Annotated in this window: 12 protein-coding genes; 10 read left to right on the top strand and 2 right to left on the bottom strand. The window is 62.0% G+C overall.

What is annotated here, in order from left to right:
* Window position 1: 1 nt before the first annotated feature.
* From RHEC894_RS21235 to opgC, 8 genes are all read left to right on the top strand, one after another.
* Window positions 2-1,069, top strand: coding sequence for an ABC transporter permease (locus RHEC894_RS21235; protein ID WP_085738736.1), 1,068 nt, complete (start codon window positions 2-4; stop codon window positions 1,067-1,069).
* A complete protein-coding gene (locus RHEC894_RS21230; RefSeq protein ID WP_085738735.1) occupies window positions 1,066-2,001 on the top strand; it encodes an ABC transporter permease in 936 nt (311 codons plus the stop codon). The genes RHEC894_RS21235 and RHEC894_RS21230 overlap by 4 nt, the downstream gene beginning before the upstream one ends.
* Window positions 1,998-2,831 carry an ABC transporter ATP-binding protein gene (locus tag RHEC894_RS21225; protein ID WP_085738734.1) on the top strand — a complete coding sequence of 278 codons (834 nt, stop codon included), beginning with the start codon at window positions 1,998-2,000 and terminating at the stop codon, window positions 2,829-2,831. Before RHEC894_RS21230 ends, RHEC894_RS21225 begins: the two co-directional genes overlap by 4 nt.
* Window positions 2,828-3,577: an ABC transporter ATP-binding protein gene (locus RHEC894_RS21220; protein WP_085738733.1), complete on the top strand. Its 750-nt coding sequence runs from the start codon at window positions 2,828-2,830 to the stop codon at window positions 3,575-3,577. The genes RHEC894_RS21225 and RHEC894_RS21220 overlap by 4 nt, the downstream gene beginning before the upstream one ends.
* A 162-nt stretch (window positions 3,578-3,739) precedes the next feature.
* Window positions 3,740-3,928, top strand: coding sequence for a hypothetical protein (locus RHEC894_RS21215; protein WP_010067364.1), 189 nt, complete (start codon window positions 3,740-3,742; stop codon window positions 3,926-3,928).
* A 142-nt stretch (window positions 3,929-4,070) separates the two neighbouring features.
* Window positions 4,071-4,232, top strand: a complete 162-nt coding sequence (locus tag RHEC894_RS33090) for a hypothetical protein (RefSeq protein WP_164517699.1) — start codon at window positions 4,071-4,073, stop codon at window positions 4,230-4,232.
* Between the two features lie 625 nt (window positions 4,233-4,857).
* Window positions 4,858-13,377 (top strand): glucoamylase family protein, encoded by an 8,520-nt coding sequence (locus tag RHEC894_RS21210; RefSeq protein WP_085738732.1) that lies wholly within the window; start codon window positions 4,858-4,860, stop codon window positions 13,375-13,377.
* A gap of 100 nt (window positions 13,378-13,477) precedes the next feature.
* Complete coding sequence (opgC, locus tag RHEC894_RS21205; protein WP_085738731.1) at window positions 13,478-14,716, top strand: OpgC domain-containing protein; 1,239 nt, start codon at window positions 13,478-13,480, stop codon at window positions 14,714-14,716.
* Between the two features lie 51 nt (window positions 14,717-14,767).
* On the opposite strand, the gene RHEC894_RS21200 is transcribed toward opgC, so the two are convergent.
* Both RHEC894_RS21200 and RHEC894_RS21195 read right to left on the bottom strand, forming a co-directional pair.
* Complete coding sequence (locus RHEC894_RS21200) at window positions 14,768-15,121, bottom strand: VOC family protein (RefSeq protein WP_085738730.1); 354 nt, start codon at window positions 15,119-15,121, stop codon at window positions 14,768-14,770.
* A 434-nt stretch (window positions 15,122-15,555) separates the two neighbouring features.
* Window positions 15,556-17,319 (bottom strand): glucan ABC transporter ATP-binding protein/ permease, encoded by a 1,764-nt coding sequence (locus tag RHEC894_RS21195; protein ID WP_085739079.1) that lies wholly within the window; start codon window positions 17,317-17,319, stop codon window positions 15,556-15,558.
* 319 nt (window positions 17,320-17,638) lie between these two features.
* On the opposite strand from RHEC894_RS21195, the gene RHEC894_RS21190 reads away from it, so the two are divergent.
* Both RHEC894_RS21190 and pyc read left to right on the top strand, forming a co-directional pair.
* The gene (locus RHEC894_RS21190; protein WP_085739078.1) at window positions 17,639-18,394 is read left to right on the top strand and encodes a LuxR family transcriptional regulator; all 756 of its coding nucleotides are present in this window, start codon (window positions 17,639-17,641) and stop codon (window positions 18,392-18,394) included.
* A gap of 216 nt (window positions 18,395-18,610) precedes the next feature.
* A complete protein-coding gene (pyc, locus tag RHEC894_RS21185; protein ID WP_085738729.1) occupies window positions 18,611-22,075 on the top strand; it encodes a pyruvate carboxylase in 3,465 nt (1,154 codons plus the stop codon).
* Window positions 22,076-22,274 lie beyond the last annotated feature (199 nt).

Here is a 22,274-nt window from a genome sequence, read left to right as displayed (position 1 = left end):
CTTGAGCACCTTGGGAATAACGCGGGAGGCACGGCCCCGAAAGGGCCGGGCCGGTCCCTTCGCAAAGGCGGCAGGCCGGTTCCTGTTTGCCGCCGTCACCACCTATTTCGGCCTGCTGGCCGTTACATTCTTCATCGGCCGCGTCGTGCCGATCGATCCCGTGCTCGCCATCCTCGGCGACCGCGCGCCCACCCATGTCGTCGAACGCGTGCGCCAGGAGATGGGCTTCAACCTGCCGCTCTATCAGCAGTTCTTCCTCTATATCAAAGGCGTCCTGTCCGGCGATTTCGGCAATTCGGTGCTGACGACCAATCCCGTGATGGTCGATATTCGCCGGGCATTCCCGGCGACGGTCGAACTCGCAACGCTTGGAACGCTGATCGGCGCTTTCGTCGGCGTGCCGCTCGGCGTTCTCGCCGCCGTGCGCCGCGGCAGCTTTGCCGACCAACTGGTGCGCGTCATCGGCCTGATCGGTTATTCGGTGCCGATCTTCTGGCTGGCGCTGATCTCGCTCGTCATCTTCTATGCGCAACTGCGCTGGGTAGCCTTTCCCGGCCGCATCGATATCGTCTTCGAATATACATTCACGCCGATCACCGGCTTTTATCTCTTGGACAGCGCCTGGCAGGGGCAATGGGACGTCTTCTACGACGTCTTCCGCCACATCATCCTGCCCGCGTCGCTGCTCGGCTATTTCTCGCTCGCCTATATCAGCCGGATGACGCGCAGCTTCATGCTGAACGAGCTTTCGCAGGAATATATCGTTGCCGCACGCGCCAAGGGACTTTCGGAAACGCGGGTGATCTGGGGCCATGCGCTGCGCAATGCCGCCGTGCCGCTCGTCACCGTCATCGCGCTTTCCTATGCCGGCCTGCTGGAAGGATCGGTGCTGACCGAGACCGTCTTTTCCTGGCCGGGCATCGGGCTGTACATCACCAATTCGCTGCAGAACGCCGATATGAACGCCGTGCTCGGCGGCACGATCGTCATCGGCACGGTCTTTATCGGCATCAACCTTCTGTCCGATCTTCTCTACCGGACGCTCGACCCGAGGACGCGCAACCGATGACGGCCCCTGTCAGCCCATCTGCCCCGATGAGCCGCCGCGAATGGCTGCTGTCCGACCGGCCGCAATCGCGCCTGCAGGCCCGCCTCGGCCGCGCCTACGTCACCTGGCGGCAGTTCACGGCCAACAGGCTTGCCGTCGTCGGCCTGATGATTATCGTGGCGCTGCTTTTCATCGCCGCTTTCGCCGATCTCCTCGCCACCCACAATCCGGTCGTCGGTGATCTCCGCAATGCCCGGCTGCTGCCGCCGGGAACGAGCGGCTTCCTGCTCGGCACCGACGACCAGGGCCGCGACATCTATTCGCGGCTGATCTACGGATCGCGGTTGACGCTGTTCGTCGTCGTGCTCGTCGCCGTCATCTCGGCGCCGATCGGACTGATCGTCGGCACGGTCTCCGGTTATGCCGGCGGCTGGGTGGATGCGACGCTGATGCGCATCACCGATATTTTCCTCGCCTTTCCGAAGCTGGTGCTGGCGCTCGCCTTCGTCGCCGCCCTCGGCCCCGGCATCCAGAACGCGATCATCGCCATCGCCATCACCTCCTGGCCGCCCTATGCCCGCATCGCCCGCGCCGAAACGCTGACGGTCAGGCGGTCCGACTATATCTCGGCGGTAAAGCTGATGGGGGCTTCGCCGCTGCGCATTGTCGTGCGCCACGTCATGCCGCTCTGCATTTCCTCGCTGATCGTGCGGGTGACGCTCGACATGGCGGGCATCATCCTGACGGCGGCCGGTCTCGGCTTCCTTGGCCTCGGCGCGCAGCCGCCGCTGCCGGAATGGGGCGCCATGATCGCTTCCGGCCGGCGCTTCATCCTCGATCAATGGTGGGTGGCGGCGATGCCGGGCATTGCCATCCTCATCGTCAGCCTCGGCTTCAATCTCCTGGGCGACGGCCTGCGCGATGCGCTCGACCCGAAGGAGAGCGGCCAATGACGGCACTTCTGACGGTCGACAAGCTCAAGGTCAGCTACCCCACCCGCACCGGCGTGATCGAGGCCGTGCGCGGCGTCTCCTTCACGCTCGGCAGGGAAAGGCTCGGCATCGTCGGCGAATCCGGTTCCGGCAAGTCGCAGACCGGCCGGGCGATCATGGGATTGACGCCGAAACACGGCCTCGTCACCGCCGACAAGCTTGAATTCAACGACATCGACCTCCTCAAGGCCTCCGCCGGGCAAAGGCGCAGGCTGCGCGGCAAGCGTATCGCCATGATCCTGCAGGATCCGAAATATTCGCTCGATCCGGTGATGACGATCGGCCGGCAGATCTGCGAAACGCTGCGCACGCATGAGAAGGTCGGCAAGGCGGAGGCGCGCGAACGCGCGCTCGCCATGCTGGAAGCGGTGCAGATCCGCGATCCCCAGCGCGTCTTCGACCTGCACCCGCATGAGGTCTCGGGCGGGATGGGGCAGCGCGCGATGATCGCCATGATGCTGATCGCCGGACCTGAACTGCTGATTGCCGACGAGCCGACCTCGGCGCTCGACGTGACGGTGCAGCTCGATGTGCTGCGGATCATGGACAGGCTTGTGTCGGAGCGCGGCATGGGGCTGATCTTCGTCTCGCACGATCTGCGGCTGGTCTCCTCCTTCTGCGACCGCGTCATCGTCATGTATGCCGGCAAGATCGTCGAGGAGCTGGCGGCCGCCGATCTGAAACATGCGCAGCATCCCTATACGCAGGGTCTGTTGAACTGCATGCCCGAGATCGGGGCCAGCCGCCACCCGCTGCCGGTGCTCGACCGCAGGCCGGAGTGGGCGGCATGAGCGCAACTCTCGAGGTCGACAATTTCAGCGTCGTCTATGACGAATTCCATGCGCTGAAGGACGTCAGCATCACCGTCCAGGGCGGTGAATCCTTCGGTCTCGTCGGCGAATCCGGCTCGGGAAAGTCGACCCTGCTGCGGGCCGTCGCCGGGCTTGCGCCGATCAGCGGCGGCGCGATCAACATCGACGGCGAGGCGCTGAAGGGTTCGAAACGCAGCAAAGCCTTCTACCGGCGCGTGCAAATGGTCTTCCAGGATCCTTACGGTTCGCTGCATCCGCGCCAGACGATCGACCGGCTCCTGCTCGAACCGCTTGCCATCCACGACATCGCCGACGGCGAGAGACGCATCGCCCGGGCGCTCGACGAGGTCGGCCTCGGCAATGGTTTCCGTTTCCGCTACCCGCATCAGCTTTCGGGCGGCCAGCGGCAGCGCGTGGCGATCGCCCGGGCGCTGATCGTCGAACCGTCGATCCTGCTGCTCGACGAGCCGACATCGGCGCTCGATGCCTCGGTGCAGGCCGAGGTGCTGAACCTGCTGGAGCAGATCCGGCGCGACCGCAAGCTCACCTTCGTGATGGTGAGCCATGATCTCGGCGTCATCACCCATATGTGTGAAAGGCTCGCCGTCATGCGCAACGGCGCCGTCGTCGAACGATTGAGCTCGCAAGACCTGGCGAGCGGTGCCGTGCATGAGGACTACACGCGAAATTTGATGATCGCGAGCAAGGGCTTCGTCAAAGCGTGAAAGGCAATCTTTTCAAATATTTGAAAAGAAAAGGCTCGTGGCGGCGTTAAGGATAACGTTTTGCTAAAAGACGACCATTCAACTAGACTATTGACAGCTGCCTTGCTTCTGTCATGATCCTGTTAACGTTTGTTAGCTTTCGTGATCGATGGAGGTTGAAGCATGTTCTTTCTCGGTGGGATGACCATGGGCTACCTCGATCCTCCCGTTAAAGCCGACCATAGGGAACAGGTTTCAACGTCCATTCCCGCGGAGAAGGACCGTCGGCTGATCGAGGTCCCCGCCAACGCCCCTCAGAGCGAGGACGCCGTCGAGCGTTCGTGGATCTGGGCATGGCGCACGCTCTGCTAATACAGGCGCTGCGAAAGGGCTGGTTGAATTTTCTCTTCCGTTCGCTCTAGACGGAATTTTATCTCTACCTACCTGATAGAGAATATAAGAAAAGAAACGCGAGCCGCACAACCGGCCGCATGAGAAACAACGGAGGCGACATATGGCAGATCTGGGTATTTCGCATACTCACGTGAACCAGTATGGTTCCGTATCGAAGAAGTCGCTCACCACACGTCACCGGCTTCAGACGGTGCTCCATGGAGCAATCTTCACGGCGGCATTCCTGTTCGTCGTGGCCATGGTTTGCGGCGTCGTCGGCTAACCGGCGTGTGACAAGCGTCGGCCAGTGCCGGCGCTGCGGCGGTTTCCGTCCTTATCGAATTCCGGCACATCCGGTCTGTCCCGGCATTCTCCTGACACTCGAATGGCGAGGGTCGGCATACTGATTCCCATTCATCCTCTTCGCACCGCACTTTCCTCAAGGCATGTGCCTGGGCGTGACAAGGCTCGGCCAGCACCGATCCTGTCCGTCCGGAAAACGGCGTGAAATGCAGGCTGCTTTAAGCGCCGCCGAAAGAAGAAAGACGCGTGGTCTTGCGATCATGCGTCTTCTCTTTTCGTGAAATCGAAGCGCTGCTGCATTGTCCGGGACCGCTTCCGGTCGCGTGCGCACGGGGCAGCCGCGTGTGCCTCTTGACTTGAATTATCCTGATAGTGTCCAATTTTCGACATGGCTTTCGCGGAGAGGGTAGCGATGGTCTCGATCATCCGTCGGGCTGTGCCCTGGACGGGGGGCTTAGCCCGTTCGCATCACTTGCCGAAATGTCATTTATCCCGGCTTCATCGATCTTCGAAGAATCGGGCTCCGTTCATGTCGCAGTCATGATAAGCAGTGCAAAAGGCTGAGCAAAACAGCCATAACTTTGTTTGGATCCAGAACCGAACCCATGTCTATTTCTAATCTTTCTCCGAGCCTTCCGCGCGAACCCGAGACCAAGCAGATCGATCACAACGATTCGATCCGCTCGACCTATCTTGCCATCGAGGACATCAAGGCGATGGGCGATGCGGTCGCCCGCAGCGGCGTCGACAAGCTGCCGGCTTTCGCTCCCTTCGATTTCTTCGCGCGCCACAAGGAAAACGAGAAGGAAATCCTGCGCGTCTACCGAACCACGGCGACCGACGTCGAAGCCGGTGAGACGATCACGCCGGCGGCGGAATGGCTGCTGGATAATCATTATATCGTCGAAGAGGCGATCCAGGAGGTGCGGCGCGACTTCCCCCGCCGCTTCTATCGCGAATTGCCGACCATGGTCGTCGGCGGTGTCGAGGTGCCGCGCACCCTCGTGCTTGCCTGGCTCTACGTCGCCCATACCCACAGCACGATCTCGCAGGAAAGCCTGACGGCGCTGGTCGACGGTTTTCAGGCCAGCGAGACGCTGAGGATCGGCGAACTCTGGGCGTTGCCGTCGCTTGTGCGCTATGTGCTCGTCGAAAACCTTCGCCGCATTTCCAGCCGCGTCGAAGCCAGCCGCCGCATGCGCCGCCGCGCCAACGAGGCGGCCGACGAACTGGTGCGCCTGACCGATCCGGCCGGGGCGGCCAGCTATCTGAAGACGCTGGAGCCGCTTGCCGAGGACAATACCTTCTCGACACAGTTCCTCTACCGCCTGCGCGACGGCTCGCAGACGTCGAGCCTGGCGATCACCTGGCTCGATGAGCGGCTGGAAGAGCTCGGCCGCAACACCGAAGAAGCGACGACGGCGGAACACAGCCGCCTCTCCTCCGGCAACGTGACGATGGGCAACATCATCCGCAGCCTTCGCGAGATCGACGATGCCGAATGGTCGGTCTGGGTCGAGCAGGTCAGCCATGTCGACAAGCTGCTCTGGGAGCATTCCGACTACGGCATCCTCGATTCGGGCTCGCGCAACAAATACCGCAAACAGATCGAAAAGCTGGCCAAGCGCTCGCCGCTGACGGAAATGGAAATCGCCCAGCTGGCGCTCGACATGACGGATGCCGCCAAGGCCTCCGACGAGCCGCAGCCGCATGAACCGAATGTCGGCGGTTTCCTGTCCGGCGCGCAGCGGCCGAAGCTCGAGGCGCGGGCGAATTACCGCCCGACGTTCATCCAGCATTTCGTGCGCGCGGTGCGCCAGTTCAACTGGCTGGCCATTGCCGTGCCGGTCATGCTGCTGACGATCATCGCCATGGCGATCGTCGGCCGGTTCATGGCGAATGCCGGCATGGGGCCGATCGAAATCGCCCTGCTGCTGATCATGTTCTCACTGCCGGCGTCGGAGGGGGCGACAGGTCTCTTCAATACCGTGCTGTCCTTCTTCGTGACGCCGGCGCGCCTCGTCGGATACGAGTTCAAGGAAGGCATTCCGGAGGATGCGCGCACGCTGCTCGTCGTGCCCTGCCTGATCTCGAACCGCGACAGCGTCGACGACCACGTGCGCAATCTCGAGGTTCATTATCTCGCCAACCCGCGCGGCGAGCTCTATTTCGCGCTGCTCAGCGACTGGCCGGACAGCGACACCGAGGAAACGCCCGCCGATCTCGAAGTGCTCGATTATGCAAGACGCGAGATCGCCAATCTTTCCGCCCGCTATGCCTATGACGGCAAGACGCGTTTCTATCTGCTGCATCGCCGCCGTCTGTACAATCCCGCCGAAGGCGTGTGGATGGGCTGGGAGCGCAAACGCGGCAAGCTGCACGAACTCAACATGCTGCTGCGCGGCGACCGCGACACGACCTATCTGCCGGGTGCCAATGCCGTGCCGGCCAATGTGCAATATGTCATGACGCTCGATGCCGACACGCGCCTGATGCGCGATGCCGTCACCAAGCTCGTCGGCAAGCTCTATCATCCGATCAATCGTCCGGTCATCAATCCGAAAACCGGCCGTGTCGAAAGCGGCTACGGCGTGCTGCAGCCGCGCGTCACCCCGTCGCTGACGACGGGCAAGGACGCTTCGGTCTTCCAGCGCGTCTTTTCGATCAACCGCGGCCTCGACCCTTACGTCTTCACCGTTTCCGACGTCTACCAGGATCTCGCCGGCGAAGGCACCTTCACCGGCAAGGGCCTCTATCATGTCGATGCCTTCGAAGCGTCGCTGAAGGGCCGGATCGACGAGAATTCCGTGCTCAGCCACGATCTTCTCGAAGGCTCGATGGCGCGCTGCGCGCTCGTCACCGATCTCGAGCTGGTTGAGGATTTCCCGATCCGCTACGAGGTCGAAACCTCGCGACAGCATCGCTGGGCGCGCGGCGACTGGCAACTGCTGCCCTATATGTTCAATCCGAAATACGGTGTCACGGCGCTCGGCCGCTGGAAGATGTTCGACAATCTGCGCCGTTCGCTGACGCCGATCGCCTGGTTCTTCGCCTCCGTGCTCGGCTGGTATTTCATGGGTCCGCTCGGCGCGCTCATCTGGCAGATCCTGCTGATCTTCTGCCTCTTCGTCGCGCCGACGCTGTCGCTCATCAACGGCATCATTCCGCGCACCAGCGATATCATCGCCCGCGCCCATCTCTATACGGTCTGGTCCGATATCACGGCCGCCAATGCGCAGGTCGCATTGCGGATCGTCTTCATCGCCGATTCCGCGGCCATGATGGCGGATGCGATCGGCCGTTCGCTCTACCGCCTGTTCGTCAGCCGCAAGCTGATGCTGCAGTGGCGGACCGCCGCCAGCGTTCAGGCCGGCGGCCAGGGCACGCTGATCTCCTATTACAAGCAGATGTGGCATGCACCGGTGCTGGCGCTGCTGGCGCTCGGTTTTGCCGCCCTGCCCGGCGGCAGCGCCTTCGTCGTCGGCATTCCCTTCGCGCTGTTGTGGATCCTCTCGCCTGTCGTCGCCTGGTATGTCAGCCAGTCGGCGGAGACCGAGGACCGGCTCGAGGTCGCCGATTCGGTATCGAGCGAACTGCGCAAGATCGCCCGGCGCACCTGGCGTTATTTCGAGACCTTCACCACGGCCGAGCAGAATTACCTGCCGCCGGACAATATCCAGGAAACGCCGCATGTGATCGTCGCGGCGCGTACCTCGCCGACCAATATCGGTGTCTATCTGCTTTCCGTCGTTTCCGGCCGGCAATTCGGCTGGTTCTCCTTCGAGGAGACGCTCGAACGGCTGGAACAGACGATCGCGACGATCGACAGAATGGAGAAATTCCGTGGCCATCTGTTCAACTGGTATCACACCGACACGCTGCAGACGCTCGGACCGCGTTATGTCTCGGCCGTCGACAGCGGCAATCTCGCCGGCCATCTGATCGCCATTTCGTCGGCCTGCCGCAACTGGGCGGAGGCGCCGTCCGCCCATATGCAGGGCAATCTCGACGGTGTCGGCGACACGGCCGGCATTCTCGGCGAAGTGCTGGCGGACCTGCCCGACGACCGCAAGACCGTGCGGCCGCTGCGCCGGCGCCTGGAAGAACGCATCGTCGGCTTCCAGAACGCGCTTGCCGCCGTCAAGCGCGAGCATGAATTCGCCTCGATCCGCATCATCAACCTCGCCGTTCTCGCCCGCGACATCGAGAAGCTCGCTGCCAATCTCGACCATGAGGTCAAGTCGAAGCAGAGCGAAGAGGTCACCCAATGGGCGGCATCCCTGGTGAAGGTCTGCGAGGCGCATATATCAGACAGCACCTTCGACCTCTCCAAGGTCGATGCGCTGAGGCCGCGGCTGGTGGCGCTGCGCGACAAGGCCCGCGATCTCGCCTTCTCGATGGATTTCGGCTTCCTGTTCCGGCCGGAACGGCGCCTGCTGTCGATCGGCTACCGCGTCGAAAGCGGTGAACTCGACCAGGCCTGCTACGATCTGCTGGCTTCCGAATGCCGTCTGACCAGCTTGTTCGGCATCGCCAAGGGCGACCTGCCGACGGAGCACTGGTACCGCCTCGGCCGCCAGGTCGTGCCTGTGGGTTCGCGCGGCGCGCTGGTCTCCTGGTCCGGCTCGATGTTCGAATATCTGATGCCACCGCTCGTCATGCAGGAGCGCGGCGGAGGCATTCTCAACCAGACCAACAACCTGGTCGTCGTCGAGCAGATGAATTACGCCCGCAAGCTCGGCATTCCGTGGGGCATTTCGGAAGCGGCCTTCAATGCCCGCGACCATAACCTCAACTATCAGTACACGAATTTCGGCGTGCCGACGCTCGGTCTGAAGCGCGGCCTCGGCCACAATGCCGTCATCGCACCCTATGCATCGCTGCTCGCCAGCCAGTACGACCCGCCGGGCGCGCTGGAAAACTTGCAGAGGCTGCGCAAGGTCGGCGCGCTCGGCAAGTTCGGCTTCCACGACGCCGTCGACTTCACGCCGACGCGCGTGCCGGAAGGCAAGAAATGTGCTGTGGTCTACAATTATTATGCCCACCACCACGGCATGTCGATCGCAGCGGTCGCCAACGTCGCCTTCAATGGCCATCTGCGCGAGCTCTTCCACTCCGATCCCGTCATCGAGGCGGCCGAGCTGCTGTTGCAGGAAAAGGCGCCGCGCGACATTCCGGTCATGAGCGGTAAGCACGAATCCGATACGCCGGCCAGCATTCAGGACGATCTCCTGCGGCCGGAGATCAGGAAGATCAGCGATCCGGCTACGCGTGACCGCGAACTCGTGTTCCTGTCGAACGGTCATTATTCGCTGATGCTGACGGCGACAGGCGCCGGTTATTCCCGCTGGAACGGCCTGTCCGTTTCCCGCTGGAAAGCCGATCCGACCGAAGACCGCTGGGGCAGCTTCATCTTCCTGCGCGATACCGCGACCGGCGAATGGTGGTCGACGACATCGGAGCCGAAGGGTGTCGAGGGTGAAAAGATCAAGGTCGAATTCGCCGACGAGAAGGCGCAGTTCACCAAGACGGTGGGCGACCTCACCAGCGAGGTGGAGTGCATCATCGCCACCGAGCATGATGCCGAAGCCCGCCGCGTCACCCTGCTCAACATGGGTGGGGAAGACCGTTTCATCGAAGTCACCTCCTATCTCGAGCCGGTGATCACCTCCGACGATACCGACAATGCGCATCCGGCATTCGCCCGCATGTTCGTCAAGACCGAGATCGGCAAGCGCGGCGACGTCATTCGGGCCGAACGCAACAAGCGCGATCCGAACGAGCCGAACATCAGCATCGCCCATCTGATCGTCGACAATGCCGGCGACACGCGTCATACCGAATTCGAGACCGACCGGAGCAAGTTCATCGGCCGCGGCCGCAGCCTTGCCGATGCGGCGGCCTTCGATCCGGGGGCAACGCTTTCAGGCAGCGACGGTTTCATGCTCGATCCGGTAATGTCGCTGCGCCGCACCGTTCGCGTGCCGGCCGGCAAGAAAGTCAGCGTGATCTTCTGGACGATCGCAGCGCCAAGCCGCGACGAAATCGACAAGGCGGTCAATCGTTATCGTCATCCCGACGCCTTCAACCATGAGCTGGTCCAGGCCTGGACGCGCACCCAGGTGCAGATGCGTCACGTCGGAGTTACCTCGCAGCAGGCCGCGGCCTTCCAGCATCTCGGACGCTACCTCGTCTATCCCGACATGCAACTGCGCAAAGACGAGGCGACCGTCGAGGCCGGCCTGCAGTCGCAATCGGCGCTCTGGCCGCTGGCGATCTCGGGCGACTTCCCGATCTTCACGCTGCGCATCAACGACGACATGGATCTCGACATCGCCCGTGAGGCGCTGCTGGCGCAGGAATATCTGCGTTCGCGCGGTGTCACCGCCGATCTCGTCATCATGAACGAACGCGCCTCATCCTATGCGCAGGACATGCAGCATGCGCTCGACGCCATGTGCGAAAACGTGCGCCGCATGGGCCAGGCCGACGGATTGCGCCAGCATATATTCGCGGTTCGCAAGGACCTGATGGAAGAGAGCACCTATCATGCGCTGATCGCGGCTTCCCGCGTCACGCTGCATACGAAGAACGGCAAGGTGGTCGACCAGATTAACCGCGCCGTGGCCCTGTTTGCCCCCTCCAAGGAGGAGCTGCAGGAGATGGAACGGGCCGAGCGCAACAAGGTCCCGGTCAAGCGTGTCGCGCCGGTGCTGCCGCCTGTCGTGCCCGCCGTCCTCATCGAGGAAGAAGGCGATCTCGACTTCTGGAACGGTATCGGCGGCTTTGCCCGCGACGGACGGGAATATGTCGTTCGCCTGCCCGGAGGTCACGCGACGCCGCAGCCCTGGATCAATGTCATCTCCAATGACAGGTTCGGCTTCCACGTGTCGGCCGAGGGTTCCGGCTTCACCTGGAGCGCCAATTCGCGCGACTATCAGCTGACCTCCTGGTCGAACGATGCTGTCATCAACCGTTCCGGCGAAGCCTTCTATCTCACCGATCTCGACAGCGGCGCCGTCATGACGCCGTTCGCAGCGCTTTCCCGCCGGCCGGACATCCGTTTCGAAGCCCGCCACGGGCTCGGTTATTCGGTTTTCTCCAGCGTTCAAAACGATATCGCGCTGGAGCTGACGCAGACGGTCGACCGCGAAAAGCCGGTGAAACTGCAGCGCCTGCGCCTGCGCAACACCGGTTCGACCAGCCGCAAGCTGCGTCTCTATGGTTATGTCGAGTGGATCCTCGGCAGCAATGCGGGACGCACGGCGCCCTTCATTTTGTCGAAGCATGACCAGGAGACGGGGGCGCTGTTTGCCACCAATCCCTACAGCATCGATTTTTCCAACCGCACCGCCTTCTTCGCGGCGAACGAGACGCTTTCGAGCTATTCGGCAAGCCGGCGTGAATTCATCGGCAAGGCAGGAACGATCCGGGCGCCGCAGGCCGTCACCTCCGCCGCCTCGCTTTCCGGCACGACCGACCTCGACGGCGATCCGGCGGCGGTGCTCGCGATTGATATCGAGCTTGGCGCCGGCGAGGAACGCGACTTCACCTTCTTCCTCGGCGATACGCCGACGGAGGAGGAAGCGCGTGGTGTCATCGCCGATATCCGCAAGGCTTCGTTCGACGATGCCGTCGAGGCGAACCGTGCTTTCTGGCGGGATTTCACCGGCCGAGTGCAGATATCGACGCCGGATCGCGGGATGAACAATCTCGTCAACACCTGGCTGCCCTATCAGAGCCTTGGCTGCCGCATCATGGCCCGCACCGCCTTCTATCAGGCAAGTGGCGCCTTCGGCTTCCGCGATCAGCTGCAGGACACGCTGGCCTTCGTGCTGCACGAACCGTCGCTCGCCCGCCGGCAGATACTGAATGCCGCTTCGCGCCAATTCCGCGAAGGCGATGTGCAGCATTGGTGGCTACCCGGAACGGGTGCCGGTGTGCGCACGATGATCTCGGACGACGTCGTCTGGCTCGCTTACGCAATCCATCAATATTGCAGCGTCACCGGCGACAAGAGCGTGCTCGACGAGGAGATCGCCTTCCTGGAAGGGCCGGCTCTGCTCGAAGGCCAGCACGACTCCTTCTACAAGCCGGAGATTTCCGAGGACAAGGCGAGCGTCTACGAGCACGCGGCGCTGGCGCTCGATCTCGCTATCGCCCGCAAGGGAGCAAACGGCCTGCCGCTGTTTCTTGGCGGCGACTGGAACGATGGCATGAACCGCGTCGGCATCGGCGGGCGCGGCACCAGCGTCTGGCTCGGCTGGTTCCTGGCCGGCGCATTGCGCTCCTTTATTCCCTATGCCGAAGAGCGTGGCGACACGGTGCGCGCGGAGCGCTGGTCGGCGCATCTCACCGAGCTGAAGAAGGCGCTCGAAACTGCAGCCTGGGATGGCGGTTACTATCGCCGCGGCACGTTCGACGACGGTGCGCTGCTCGGTTCCAGGGAAAGCCCCGAATGCCGGATCGATTCGATTGCGCAGTCCTGGAGCGTGCTGTCGGGCGAGGGTGACCCGGCCCGCGCCGTCACGGCGATGGAGGCCGTGCTCGACCAGCTGGTCGACTGGGATGCCCGCATCATCCGGCTGTTCACGCCGCCTTTCGTCAATTCGGCGCGAGATCCCGGCTATATCAAGGCCTATCCGCCGGGTGTGCGCGAAAATGGCGGGCAATATACCCATGCCGCGACCTGGGTGGTGATGGCGCTGGCGCAACTGAAGCGGGGCGACGATGCCTTCCGCTGCTTCCAGATCCTCAACCCGATCACCCATGCGCTCGACAAGGCTTCGGCGGAAGAATACCGCGTCGAACCCTATGTCGTGGCGGCCGACGTCTACGGCCATGAGCCCTATACGTCGCGCGGCGGCTGGACCTGGTACACCGGCTCTGCCGGTTGGCTCTACCGTGCCGCCGTCGAAGGCATTCTCGGTATCCGCCTGAAGGGGGACCGGCTTTACGTGCGGCCGTCGCTCCCGTCGGAATGGGACGGATTTGCGGCAGAGGTCGAGCAGGGCGGCGGCAAATACCGCATTTCGGTCTCAAAAGCGTCCAATGCCAGCGGCTACACTCTGTCGATCAACGGCTGCGAAGTCACCGATCCCGAAGAGGGATATCCGCTCGGATAACAGCGTTCTCCACGCTGAAAAACACGGCGATTCGCGACGGCCAAAAGGGAACCCTTTTGGCCGTCGTCGCGTTTGCAAATCGGATGACAAGGAGAGACTCATGGCAAGCACGCCGACCGAAGCCATCGTCGCTGGGCGCAGTTCCCTATCCGCAGCTGCGCCAATGCGTGATACGAGGCTCGACGTCTTGCGCGGCGTGGCGCTGATCATGATTTTCATCAATCATGTTCCCGGACAGATTTTCGAATATGTGACGACGAAGAATTTCGGTTTCTCGGATGCCGCCGAGGCCTTCGTGCTGATCTCGGGCATTGCGGTCGGCCTTGCCTATGGCTCCGGGTTCCGGCCGGGCAACCGGCTCAAGATGGCGATCAAGGCGGTCAAGCGCGCCTTCACGCTCTACCTCGCCCATATGATCACCACCTTCATGACGCTGGCACTGTTCATCTCAGGCGCCTGGCTGTTTCACCGGCCGGGTTTGCTGGTCGAGATCAATATCCTGGCAGTGCTGATGAACCTGAAGGAAGGCATTCCGGCGCTGCTGCTGCTCGGCCACCAGATCGGCTACAACAATATCCTGCCGATGTATGGCGCGCTGATGCTGATGGTGCCGATCATCCTGCTCTTGAATGCGCGCAGCCCGCTGCTGGCGCTCGGCGTCTCCGGCACGGTCTGGCTGCTTGCCGGCATCTACCAGGTGGCGCCGCACAACATGCTGATCGAGAGCTACTGGTTCCTCAATCCGCTTTCCTGGCAGTTCCTGTTTTCGATCGGCATCGTTTCGATGCTGCATATCAAGCGCGGCGGCACGATCCCGCGGCATCCGCTGCTGCTGGCGGTCGCGACCGCTTATGTCGCGCTGTCTTTCGTCTGGGTGACCGGTAATCTCTGGGCGTTCGGCAATTCGCTGGCCGCACTCGGCCTGCCGCCTGTCATCACCGGTTTCGACAAGACCTTCCTGTCGCTGCCGCGGCTGCTGCATGTGCTGGCGCTGACCTATCTGGTCATCAGCATTCCGGTATTCTCGCGCATTCTGCGCCGTCCTGCAGATCATCCGCTGACCATTCTCGGCCGCCATTCGCTGAACATCTTCGTCGCCGGCACGATCCTCGCCATGATCGGCCAGGTGGTGCTCTTTGTCACCAACAAGGACCCGCTGGTCGGCCCGCTCTTCGTGATATCAGGCGTCGCAATACAATTCGCCTATGCCTATTATCTCGAGCGCAAGCGCCACCAGGGCAAGGTCAAGGCGAAACCGGTCACGGAGCCCGCCGCGATAGCGGTTCCCATCCGCATCGGCGGGTCGACAAATGCTTATCGCCGAAGCGATCGGAAATAAGCCTCGGATGCGCCTGCGATAAGAAAGAGCCGGTGGCCAATGGCCGCCGGCTCAATTTTTATGGACGAGAATGTTCACCAGCTTGCCGAGGGGATCGCGCACATAAAATCGCCTGACACCCCAGGGCTCGTCGGCCGGCCCGTACTCGATCGGAAAACCGGCTGCCGACATCGCCTCGAAAGTCATATCGAGATCATCAACCTCGATCGATAGATCGGGCACCGGCGTTCCGGAACCGCCTTCCGTGGCGATGCTCAGCTGAACGTTCATCGGCCTCTCGGTGCCGAAGGTCGTGATCCAGCCGTGATCCATGATGAGGTCGAGACCGCGGATATCCTGGTAGAAGCGCTTGGCCGGCGTGATGTCGGGCGCCTGGATATTGGCAACGATGCGCAGGACCGTCACGGGCTTTCTTTCCGATGCCTGGACAAGGCGGAAGGTAGGAAGATCGGCAGGGTGGTCAATCGGTATGGATTGGAATCGAGACGTTGCGGCGTGTGAGCCCCCCTCTGCCCTGCCGGGCATCTCCCCCACAGGTGGGGAGATCGGCCAGTGGTTGGCCCTCAATCCCTCTCTGCTGCCGTGCGGAACATCAGCTAGTCATTGTTTGGGGAAACCATCGCGCCCAGCCGATCTCCCTCCTTGTGGGGGAGATGCCCGGCAGGGCAGAGGGGGGTATCCACACGGCGCAGTGCCAATGCATATCGTCCACAGCTGTATTGGGGAAAGCAACGTCTCAAAGCACATATGAATGCAGTTCGACGCAGCCGCTTAACCCCGCTAAACAAAAAGGCCGGAAGGGAGCTACCTTCCGGCCTTTATCTTGAAACCCGAACCGATCAGGCGGCTTCGGTGGCGTGGGCCTTGCGGACCTCTTCATCGGTCAGGATGCCGCTGGCGCGCAGCAGGGCGGCGAAGCGGCCGTTGCTGTGGCTGAGTTCATCGAAGCTGCCCTGTTCGACCACGCGGCCGTCATCCAGGAAGAGCACCATATCGGCTTCGCGGACCGTCGACAGGCGGTGGGCGATGATGAAGGTGGTGCGATTCTCACGCAGATTGTCGATCGCGACCTTGACGCGGTTCTCGGTCTCGACGTCGAGCGCCGAGGTTGCCTCGTCGAGCACCAGGATCGGCGCATCCTTGAGGATGGCGCGGGCGATGGCGATGCGCTGGCGCTCGCCGCCGGAGAGCTTGTTGCCGCGTTCGCCGACATGGGTATCGTAGCGATCCTCACGGGTCTCGATGAAGTCGGCGGCGGCGGCGGCTTCGGCCGCACGGCGCATTTCCTCTTCGCTGGCCCCTTCGCGGCCGAGACGGATGTTGTCGCTGATCGAGCGGTTCAGCAGGCCCGCATCCTGGAAGACGGTGGCGATGTGGCGACGCAGCGACTTGCGGGTCACCTTGGTGATATCGGTGCCGTCGACGAGGATCTTGCCGTCCTGCGGATCGTAGACGCGCTGCAGCAGGTTGACGAGCGTGGTCTTGCCGGCACCGGTCGGGCCGACGATCGCGACCGTCTGGCCTGCCTTCACCGAGAAGGAGACATTGTGCAGGCCCTGCGAGGAGTTGCCGAAGCCGAAGGAGACGTCGCGGAACTCGATCGCACCCTTGACGTCCTTGATCTCGCCGTTGCCGGCCGGCTCTTCACGGTCACGCACCGAGTCTTCGAGTGCGTAGAATTCCTCCAGCTTGGAGCGGGCCTCGAAAATCTGGGTGGCGAACTGGCGCATCAGGTCGAGGCGGCCGATCAGCAGGTTGGCGAAGCCGATGAAGGCGATGACGTCGCCGACGCGCAGCTGGCCGGCCTGGACGAGCATGGTGCCGATGATCAGAACCACCATCATCGCAATGGTCGACGCCATGCGGTTCAGCGCACTGGCAATCGCCCACCAGTCGAGCACCGGATACTGGGCTTCGAGCAGACGGTCGGCGAAGGATTTCAGAGCCTTGGTTTCAGCTTCGATGCGGTTGTAGCTGTGCAGCACCGAAACGTTGCTGATCGAGTCGCTGACATGCGAAAAGACGGTATGGTAGTGGTTCTCGACCGAAGCCTGGCCGTCTTTGGTGCGGCTCATGACGACGCGGCCGATCAGCCAGTAGGCGATGGCGAGCACCATCAGCACGGCGGAAAGGCGCAGATCCATCGACATCGCGGTCGGGATCAGAAGGGCGAGCGCAATGACCGTCGACAGGTGGTTGCGCATGAATTCCAGCCAGAGGCCGAACAGCGTTTCGCAGGCGCGCAGCAATGTATGCAGCGCGTTGGACGTGCCGCGCTGATGGTGCCAGCCGAGCGGCATGGAAATGATGCGGCCAAAGGCTTCCGTCAGCAGCGTTGCCCGCCGGCCATGGGCCAGCCGGTCGGCCTCGCGGGCGACCAGGACGAAGGCAATGGTGTTGAAAACGGCGAAAGCCGCCCACATGAACAGGATCGGCTTGACCTCGCCCTTGCCGGAAATCGCATCGATAATGCGACCGAACAGGATCGGCTCCGCGATGGTAATCGTCGCCAGAACGATGTTTGCGACCACGACCAGGGATACGCGCAGCTTGTAGGCGCCAAGATAGCGCAGAGCTCTTGCATAGACCTTGAATAGCGTCACGTCGAACCTCTTGTGCATCTGCGAAAACGGGATGATGCGATGCTACAAAAGATTACCTGAACCGGCGATTAACGGCCTATTCAGGCTTCAATCCTGCGCCGCTTTAATCCGATTGTGCTATCCTAGGATGCGGCGAGATAATCCTGGCGTTCAAGTTGCTGCTCGGCTATACCCCGCGACAATTTGCGCTTGCATTTTAATAAATGTTTAGCGCAGCATTAAATTAGAGACTGCATTTTTTGAAGAAGACCGTTTCGCGACCCATTTGAAAGCCGCCGACGGCCTCGATGCGGGCACCAGTCCGGGCAAGGGGCACTTTGTGAATATTAATTCGTTAATTCAATTGCTTATAATTCTGGGAGAATCGTCAAATCCTCAGGCTGTCGTGACTGAACTGGAGCATGTCATTCACGATTCCGGCTTCGAATATTACGGTTTGCTGCGCCATTTGCCGCAGAATCCGGCTCAGAAGAATCCGGAACCCTGGGCTGCGGCGCTTGCCGGCCGCTGGCCGGAACAATGGCCGCAAATCTATGCCGCAAAAAAATATGTCCTGATCGATCCGATGGTGCGCTATCTCGCCCATGCCCAGCGGCCTTTCGGCTGGCGGGAAAGCCTGGCCGCCTTCCGCAAGGATGGCCAGCAGCGCCGTATGGAGCAGATGATGGTCGATGCTTTCGGTCACGGGCTGGAAGACGGTTATATCTTTCCGATCCACGGGCGGAATGGCATTCTCGGCAGCCTCAGTCTCGCCGGCAAGCCCGTCGAGCTGTCGCCGATGGAGATCGCCCTCTTCGAGGCGGTGGCACGCAAGTCCTTCTGGCGATTGCTTGAATTGAAAGGCGAGGCGCAGGCGCTGGAAACCGTGCTGCCGGCCGAAACGCCGCTGACGCGACGTGAAATGGAAATCCTGCATTACCTCGCCGAAGGCATGACCTCGATAGAAATCAGCAAGATGCTGAAGATCTCAAACCATACCGTCGACTGGTATATGAACGGCTTGCAGAACAAGCTGAAGGCGAAAAACCGGCAGCAGGCGGTGGCGCTTGCCTTCCGTCACGGCCTGATACGCTAGAGCGCGATCGCAAAACTATGAACGGTTCTCACGCTACTTCCTTGATTTAGATAGGGATTCAGATTTAACCCGATCCGGGCCGGCATTATTCTCATCCGGAATGGCGAGAAATTGCATTTCGCAGTCGCAAGAGAAATTGAACTTCCTGTGACAAGAAGTTAAGAATTTCCTTCGCGGGTGCAGCATGCCCGCGTCTGAACGTCTGAGGAGACCGTTTTGCCCATTTCCAAGATACTCGTTGCCAATCGCTCCGAAATTGCCATTCGCGTGTTCCGCGCGGCCAACGAGCTTGGAATAAAAACGGTGGCGATCTGGGCGGAAGAGGACAAGCTGGCGCTGCACCGCTTCAAGGCGGACGAGAGTTATCAGGTCGGCCGCGGCCCGCATCTTGCGCGCGATCTCGGGCCGATCGAAAGCTATCTGTCGATCGACGAGGTGATCCGTGTCGCCAAGCTTTCGGGCGCCGATGCGATCCACCCGGGCTACGGCCTGCTGTCGGAAAGCCCCGAATTCGTCGATGCCTGCAACAAGGCCGGCATCATCTTCATCGGCCCGAAGGGCGATACGATGCGCCAGCTCGGCAACAAGGTTGCGGCGCGCAACCTGGCGATCTCGGTCGGCGTGCCCGTGGTGCCGGCAACCGAGCCGCTGCCGGACGATATGGCCGTGGTTGCGAAGATGGCCGAAGACATCGGTTATCCCGTCATGCTGAAGGCCTCCTGGGGCGGCGGCGGCCGCGGCATGCGCGCCATCCGCGATCCGAAGGATCTCGCCCGCGAGGTGACGGAGGCCAAGCGCGAGGCGATGGCCGCCTTCGGCAAGGACGAGGTCTATCTGGAAAAGCTCGTCGAGCGTGCCCGCCACGTCGAAAGCCAGATTCTCGGCGACACCCACGGCAATGTCGTGCATCTCTTCGAGCGTGACTGCTCGATCCAGCGCCGCAACCAGAAAGTCGTCGAGCGCGCGCCCGCACCTTACCTCTCGGAAGCGCAGCGCCAGGAGCTTGCCGCCTATTCGCTGAAGATCGCGGCAGCGACCAATTATATCGGCGCCGGCACCGTCGAATATCTGATGGATGCCGATACCGGCAAATTCTACTTCATCGAGGTCAATCCGCGCATCCAGGTCGAGCACACGGTGACCGAAGTCGTCACCGGCATCGATATCGTCAAGGCGCAGATCCACATCCTCGACGGCTATGCGATCGGTACGCCGGAATCCGGCGTTCCGGCTCAGGCCGACATCCGTCTCAACGGCCATGCGCTGCAGTGCCGTATCACCACGGAAGATCCGGAGCACAACTTCATTCCGGATTACGGCCGCATCACCGCCTATCGCTCGGCCTCCGGTTTCGGCATCCGTCTCGACGGCGGCACCTCCTATTCCGGCGCCATCATCACCCGCTATTACGATCCGCTGCTCGTCAAGGTCACGGCCTGGGCGCCGAACCCGTCCGAAGCCATCAGCCGCATGGACCGGGCGCTGCGCGAGTTCCGCATCCGCGGCGTGGCCACCAACCTGACCTTCCTCGAAGCGATCATCGGCCATCCGAAATTCCGCGACAACAGCTACACCACGCGCTTCATCGACACGACGCCGGAGCTCTTCCAGCAGGTCAAGCGTCAGGACCGGGCGACGAAGCTGCTCACCTATCTCGCCGACGTCACCGTCAACGGCCATCCCGAGGCCAAGGACCGGCCGCGGCCGCTTGATAACGCTGCCCAGCCGGTCGTTCCCTACAGCAACGGCAATGGCGTCAAGGACGGCACCAAGCAGTTGCTCGACACGCTCGGCCCGAAGAAATTCGGCGAATGGATGCGCAACGAGAAGCGCGTGCTTCTGACCGACACGACGATGCGCGACGGTCACCAGTCGCTGCTCGCCACCCGCATGCGCACCTATGACATCGCCCGCATCGCCGGCACCTATGCGCATGCGCTGCCGAACCTGCTCTCGCTCGAATGCTGGGGCGGCGCCACCTTCGACGTCTCGATGCGCTTCCTGACGGAAGATCCGTGGGAGCGGCTGGCGCTGATCCGCGAGGGGGCGCCGAACCTTCTCCTGCAGATGCTGCTGCGCGGCGCCAATGGCGTCGGCTACACCAACTATCCCGACAATGTCGTCAAATATTTCGTCCGCCAGGCGGCCAAGGGCGGTATCGATCTTTTCCGCGTCTTCGACTGCCTGAACTGGGTCGAGAACATGCGGGTGTCGATGGATGCGATTGCCGAGGAGAACAAGCTCTGCGAGGCGGCGATCTGCTATACCGGCGATATCCTCAATTCGGCCCGCCCGAAATACGATCTCAAATATTATACCGACCTTGCCGTCGAGCTCGAAAAGGCCGGCGCGCATATCATCGCGCTCAAGGATATGGCGGGCCTGCTGAAGCCTGCGGCAGCGAAGGTTCTGTTCAAGGCGCTGCGCGAAGCGACCAGCCTGCCGATCCATTTCCACACCCATGATACGTCGGGGATCGCGGCAGCGACCGTGCTTGCCGCCGTCGATGCCGGCGTCGATGCCGTCGATGCGGCGATGGATGCTCTATCAGGCAATACCTCGCAGCCCTGTCTCGGTTCGATCGTCGAGGCGCTGCGCGGTTCCGAGCGCGATCCGGGCCTCGATCCGGAATGGATCCGCCGCGTCTCCTTCTATTGGGAAGCGGTGCGCAACCAGTATGCCGCCTTCGAAAGCGACCTCAAGGGTCCGGCATCCGAAGTCTATCTCCATGAAATGCCGGGCGGCCAGTTCACCAACCTGAAGGAGCAGGCCCGCTCGCTGGGTCTTGAAACGCGCTGGCATCGGGTGGCGCAGGCCTATGCCGACGCCAACCAGATGTTCGGCGATATCGTCAAGGTGACGCCGTCTTCCAAGGTGGTCGGCGACATGGCGCTGATGATGGTGAGTCAGGATCTGACGGTTGCCGATGTCGTCAGCCCCGAGCGCGAAGTCTCCTTCCCGGAATCGGTGGTGTCGATGCTGAAGGGCGATCTCGGCCAGCCGCCGTCGGGATGGCCGGAAGCGCTGCAGAAGAAGGCGCTGAAGGGCGACAAGCCTTATACGGTGCGCCCCGGCTCGCTGCTGAAGGAGGCCGATCTCGATGCCGAGCGTAAGGTGATCGAGACCAAGCTGGAGCGTGAGGTCAGCGACTTCGAATTCGCCTCCTATCTGATGTATCCGAAGGTCTTCACCGATTTCGCGCTTGCCTCCGATACCTATGGTCCGGTCTCGGTGCTGCCGACGCCTGCCTATTTCTACGGGCTTGCCGATGGCGAGGAGCTGTTTGCCGATATCGAACGCGGCAAGACGCTTGTTATCGTCAACCAGGCGATGAGTGCGACCGACAGCCAGGGCATGGTGACCATCTTCTTCGAACTCAACGGCCAGCCGCGCCGCATCAAGGTGCCGGACCGAGCGCATGGGGCGACGGGGGCAGCGGTGCGCCGCAAAGCCGAACCCGGCAATGCCGTCCATGTCGGTGCGCCGATGCCGGGCGTTATCAGCCGTGTCTTCGTCTCGCCCGGCCAGGCGGTCAACGCCGGCGACGTGCTGGTCTCCATCGAGGCGATGAAGATGGAAACGGCGCTGCATGCGGAAAAGGACGGTACGATTGCCGAGGTGCTGGTGCGTGCCGGCGACCAGATCGACGCCAAGGACCTGCTCGTCGTCTATGGCGGGTAAACAGCTCGGCTGCCGGTGCGATCGAAGCCTCGTTCCGGCAGCTCACCCACTTTGCCGCGATCACTCGATTGTGTGCGACCGGTCGATCGACTTTCACGCGTTTCGCAGTGTTTCCGGCTTGCCGGGCATGACGCTTCTTTCCTAAAAGAAAATCCGGCGTCTAACTCCAAAGGATTATACGCTGGTCAAGGAGCGTCCA

This window comes from Rhizobium sp. CIAT894 (genome assembly GCF_000172795.2).
Taxonomy (GTDB): Bacteria; Pseudomonadota; Alphaproteobacteria; order Rhizobiales; family Rhizobiaceae; genus Rhizobium.
Note: the sequence above shows the minus strand (reverse complement) of the source record. Positions and strands in the feature narration are given on the sequence as shown.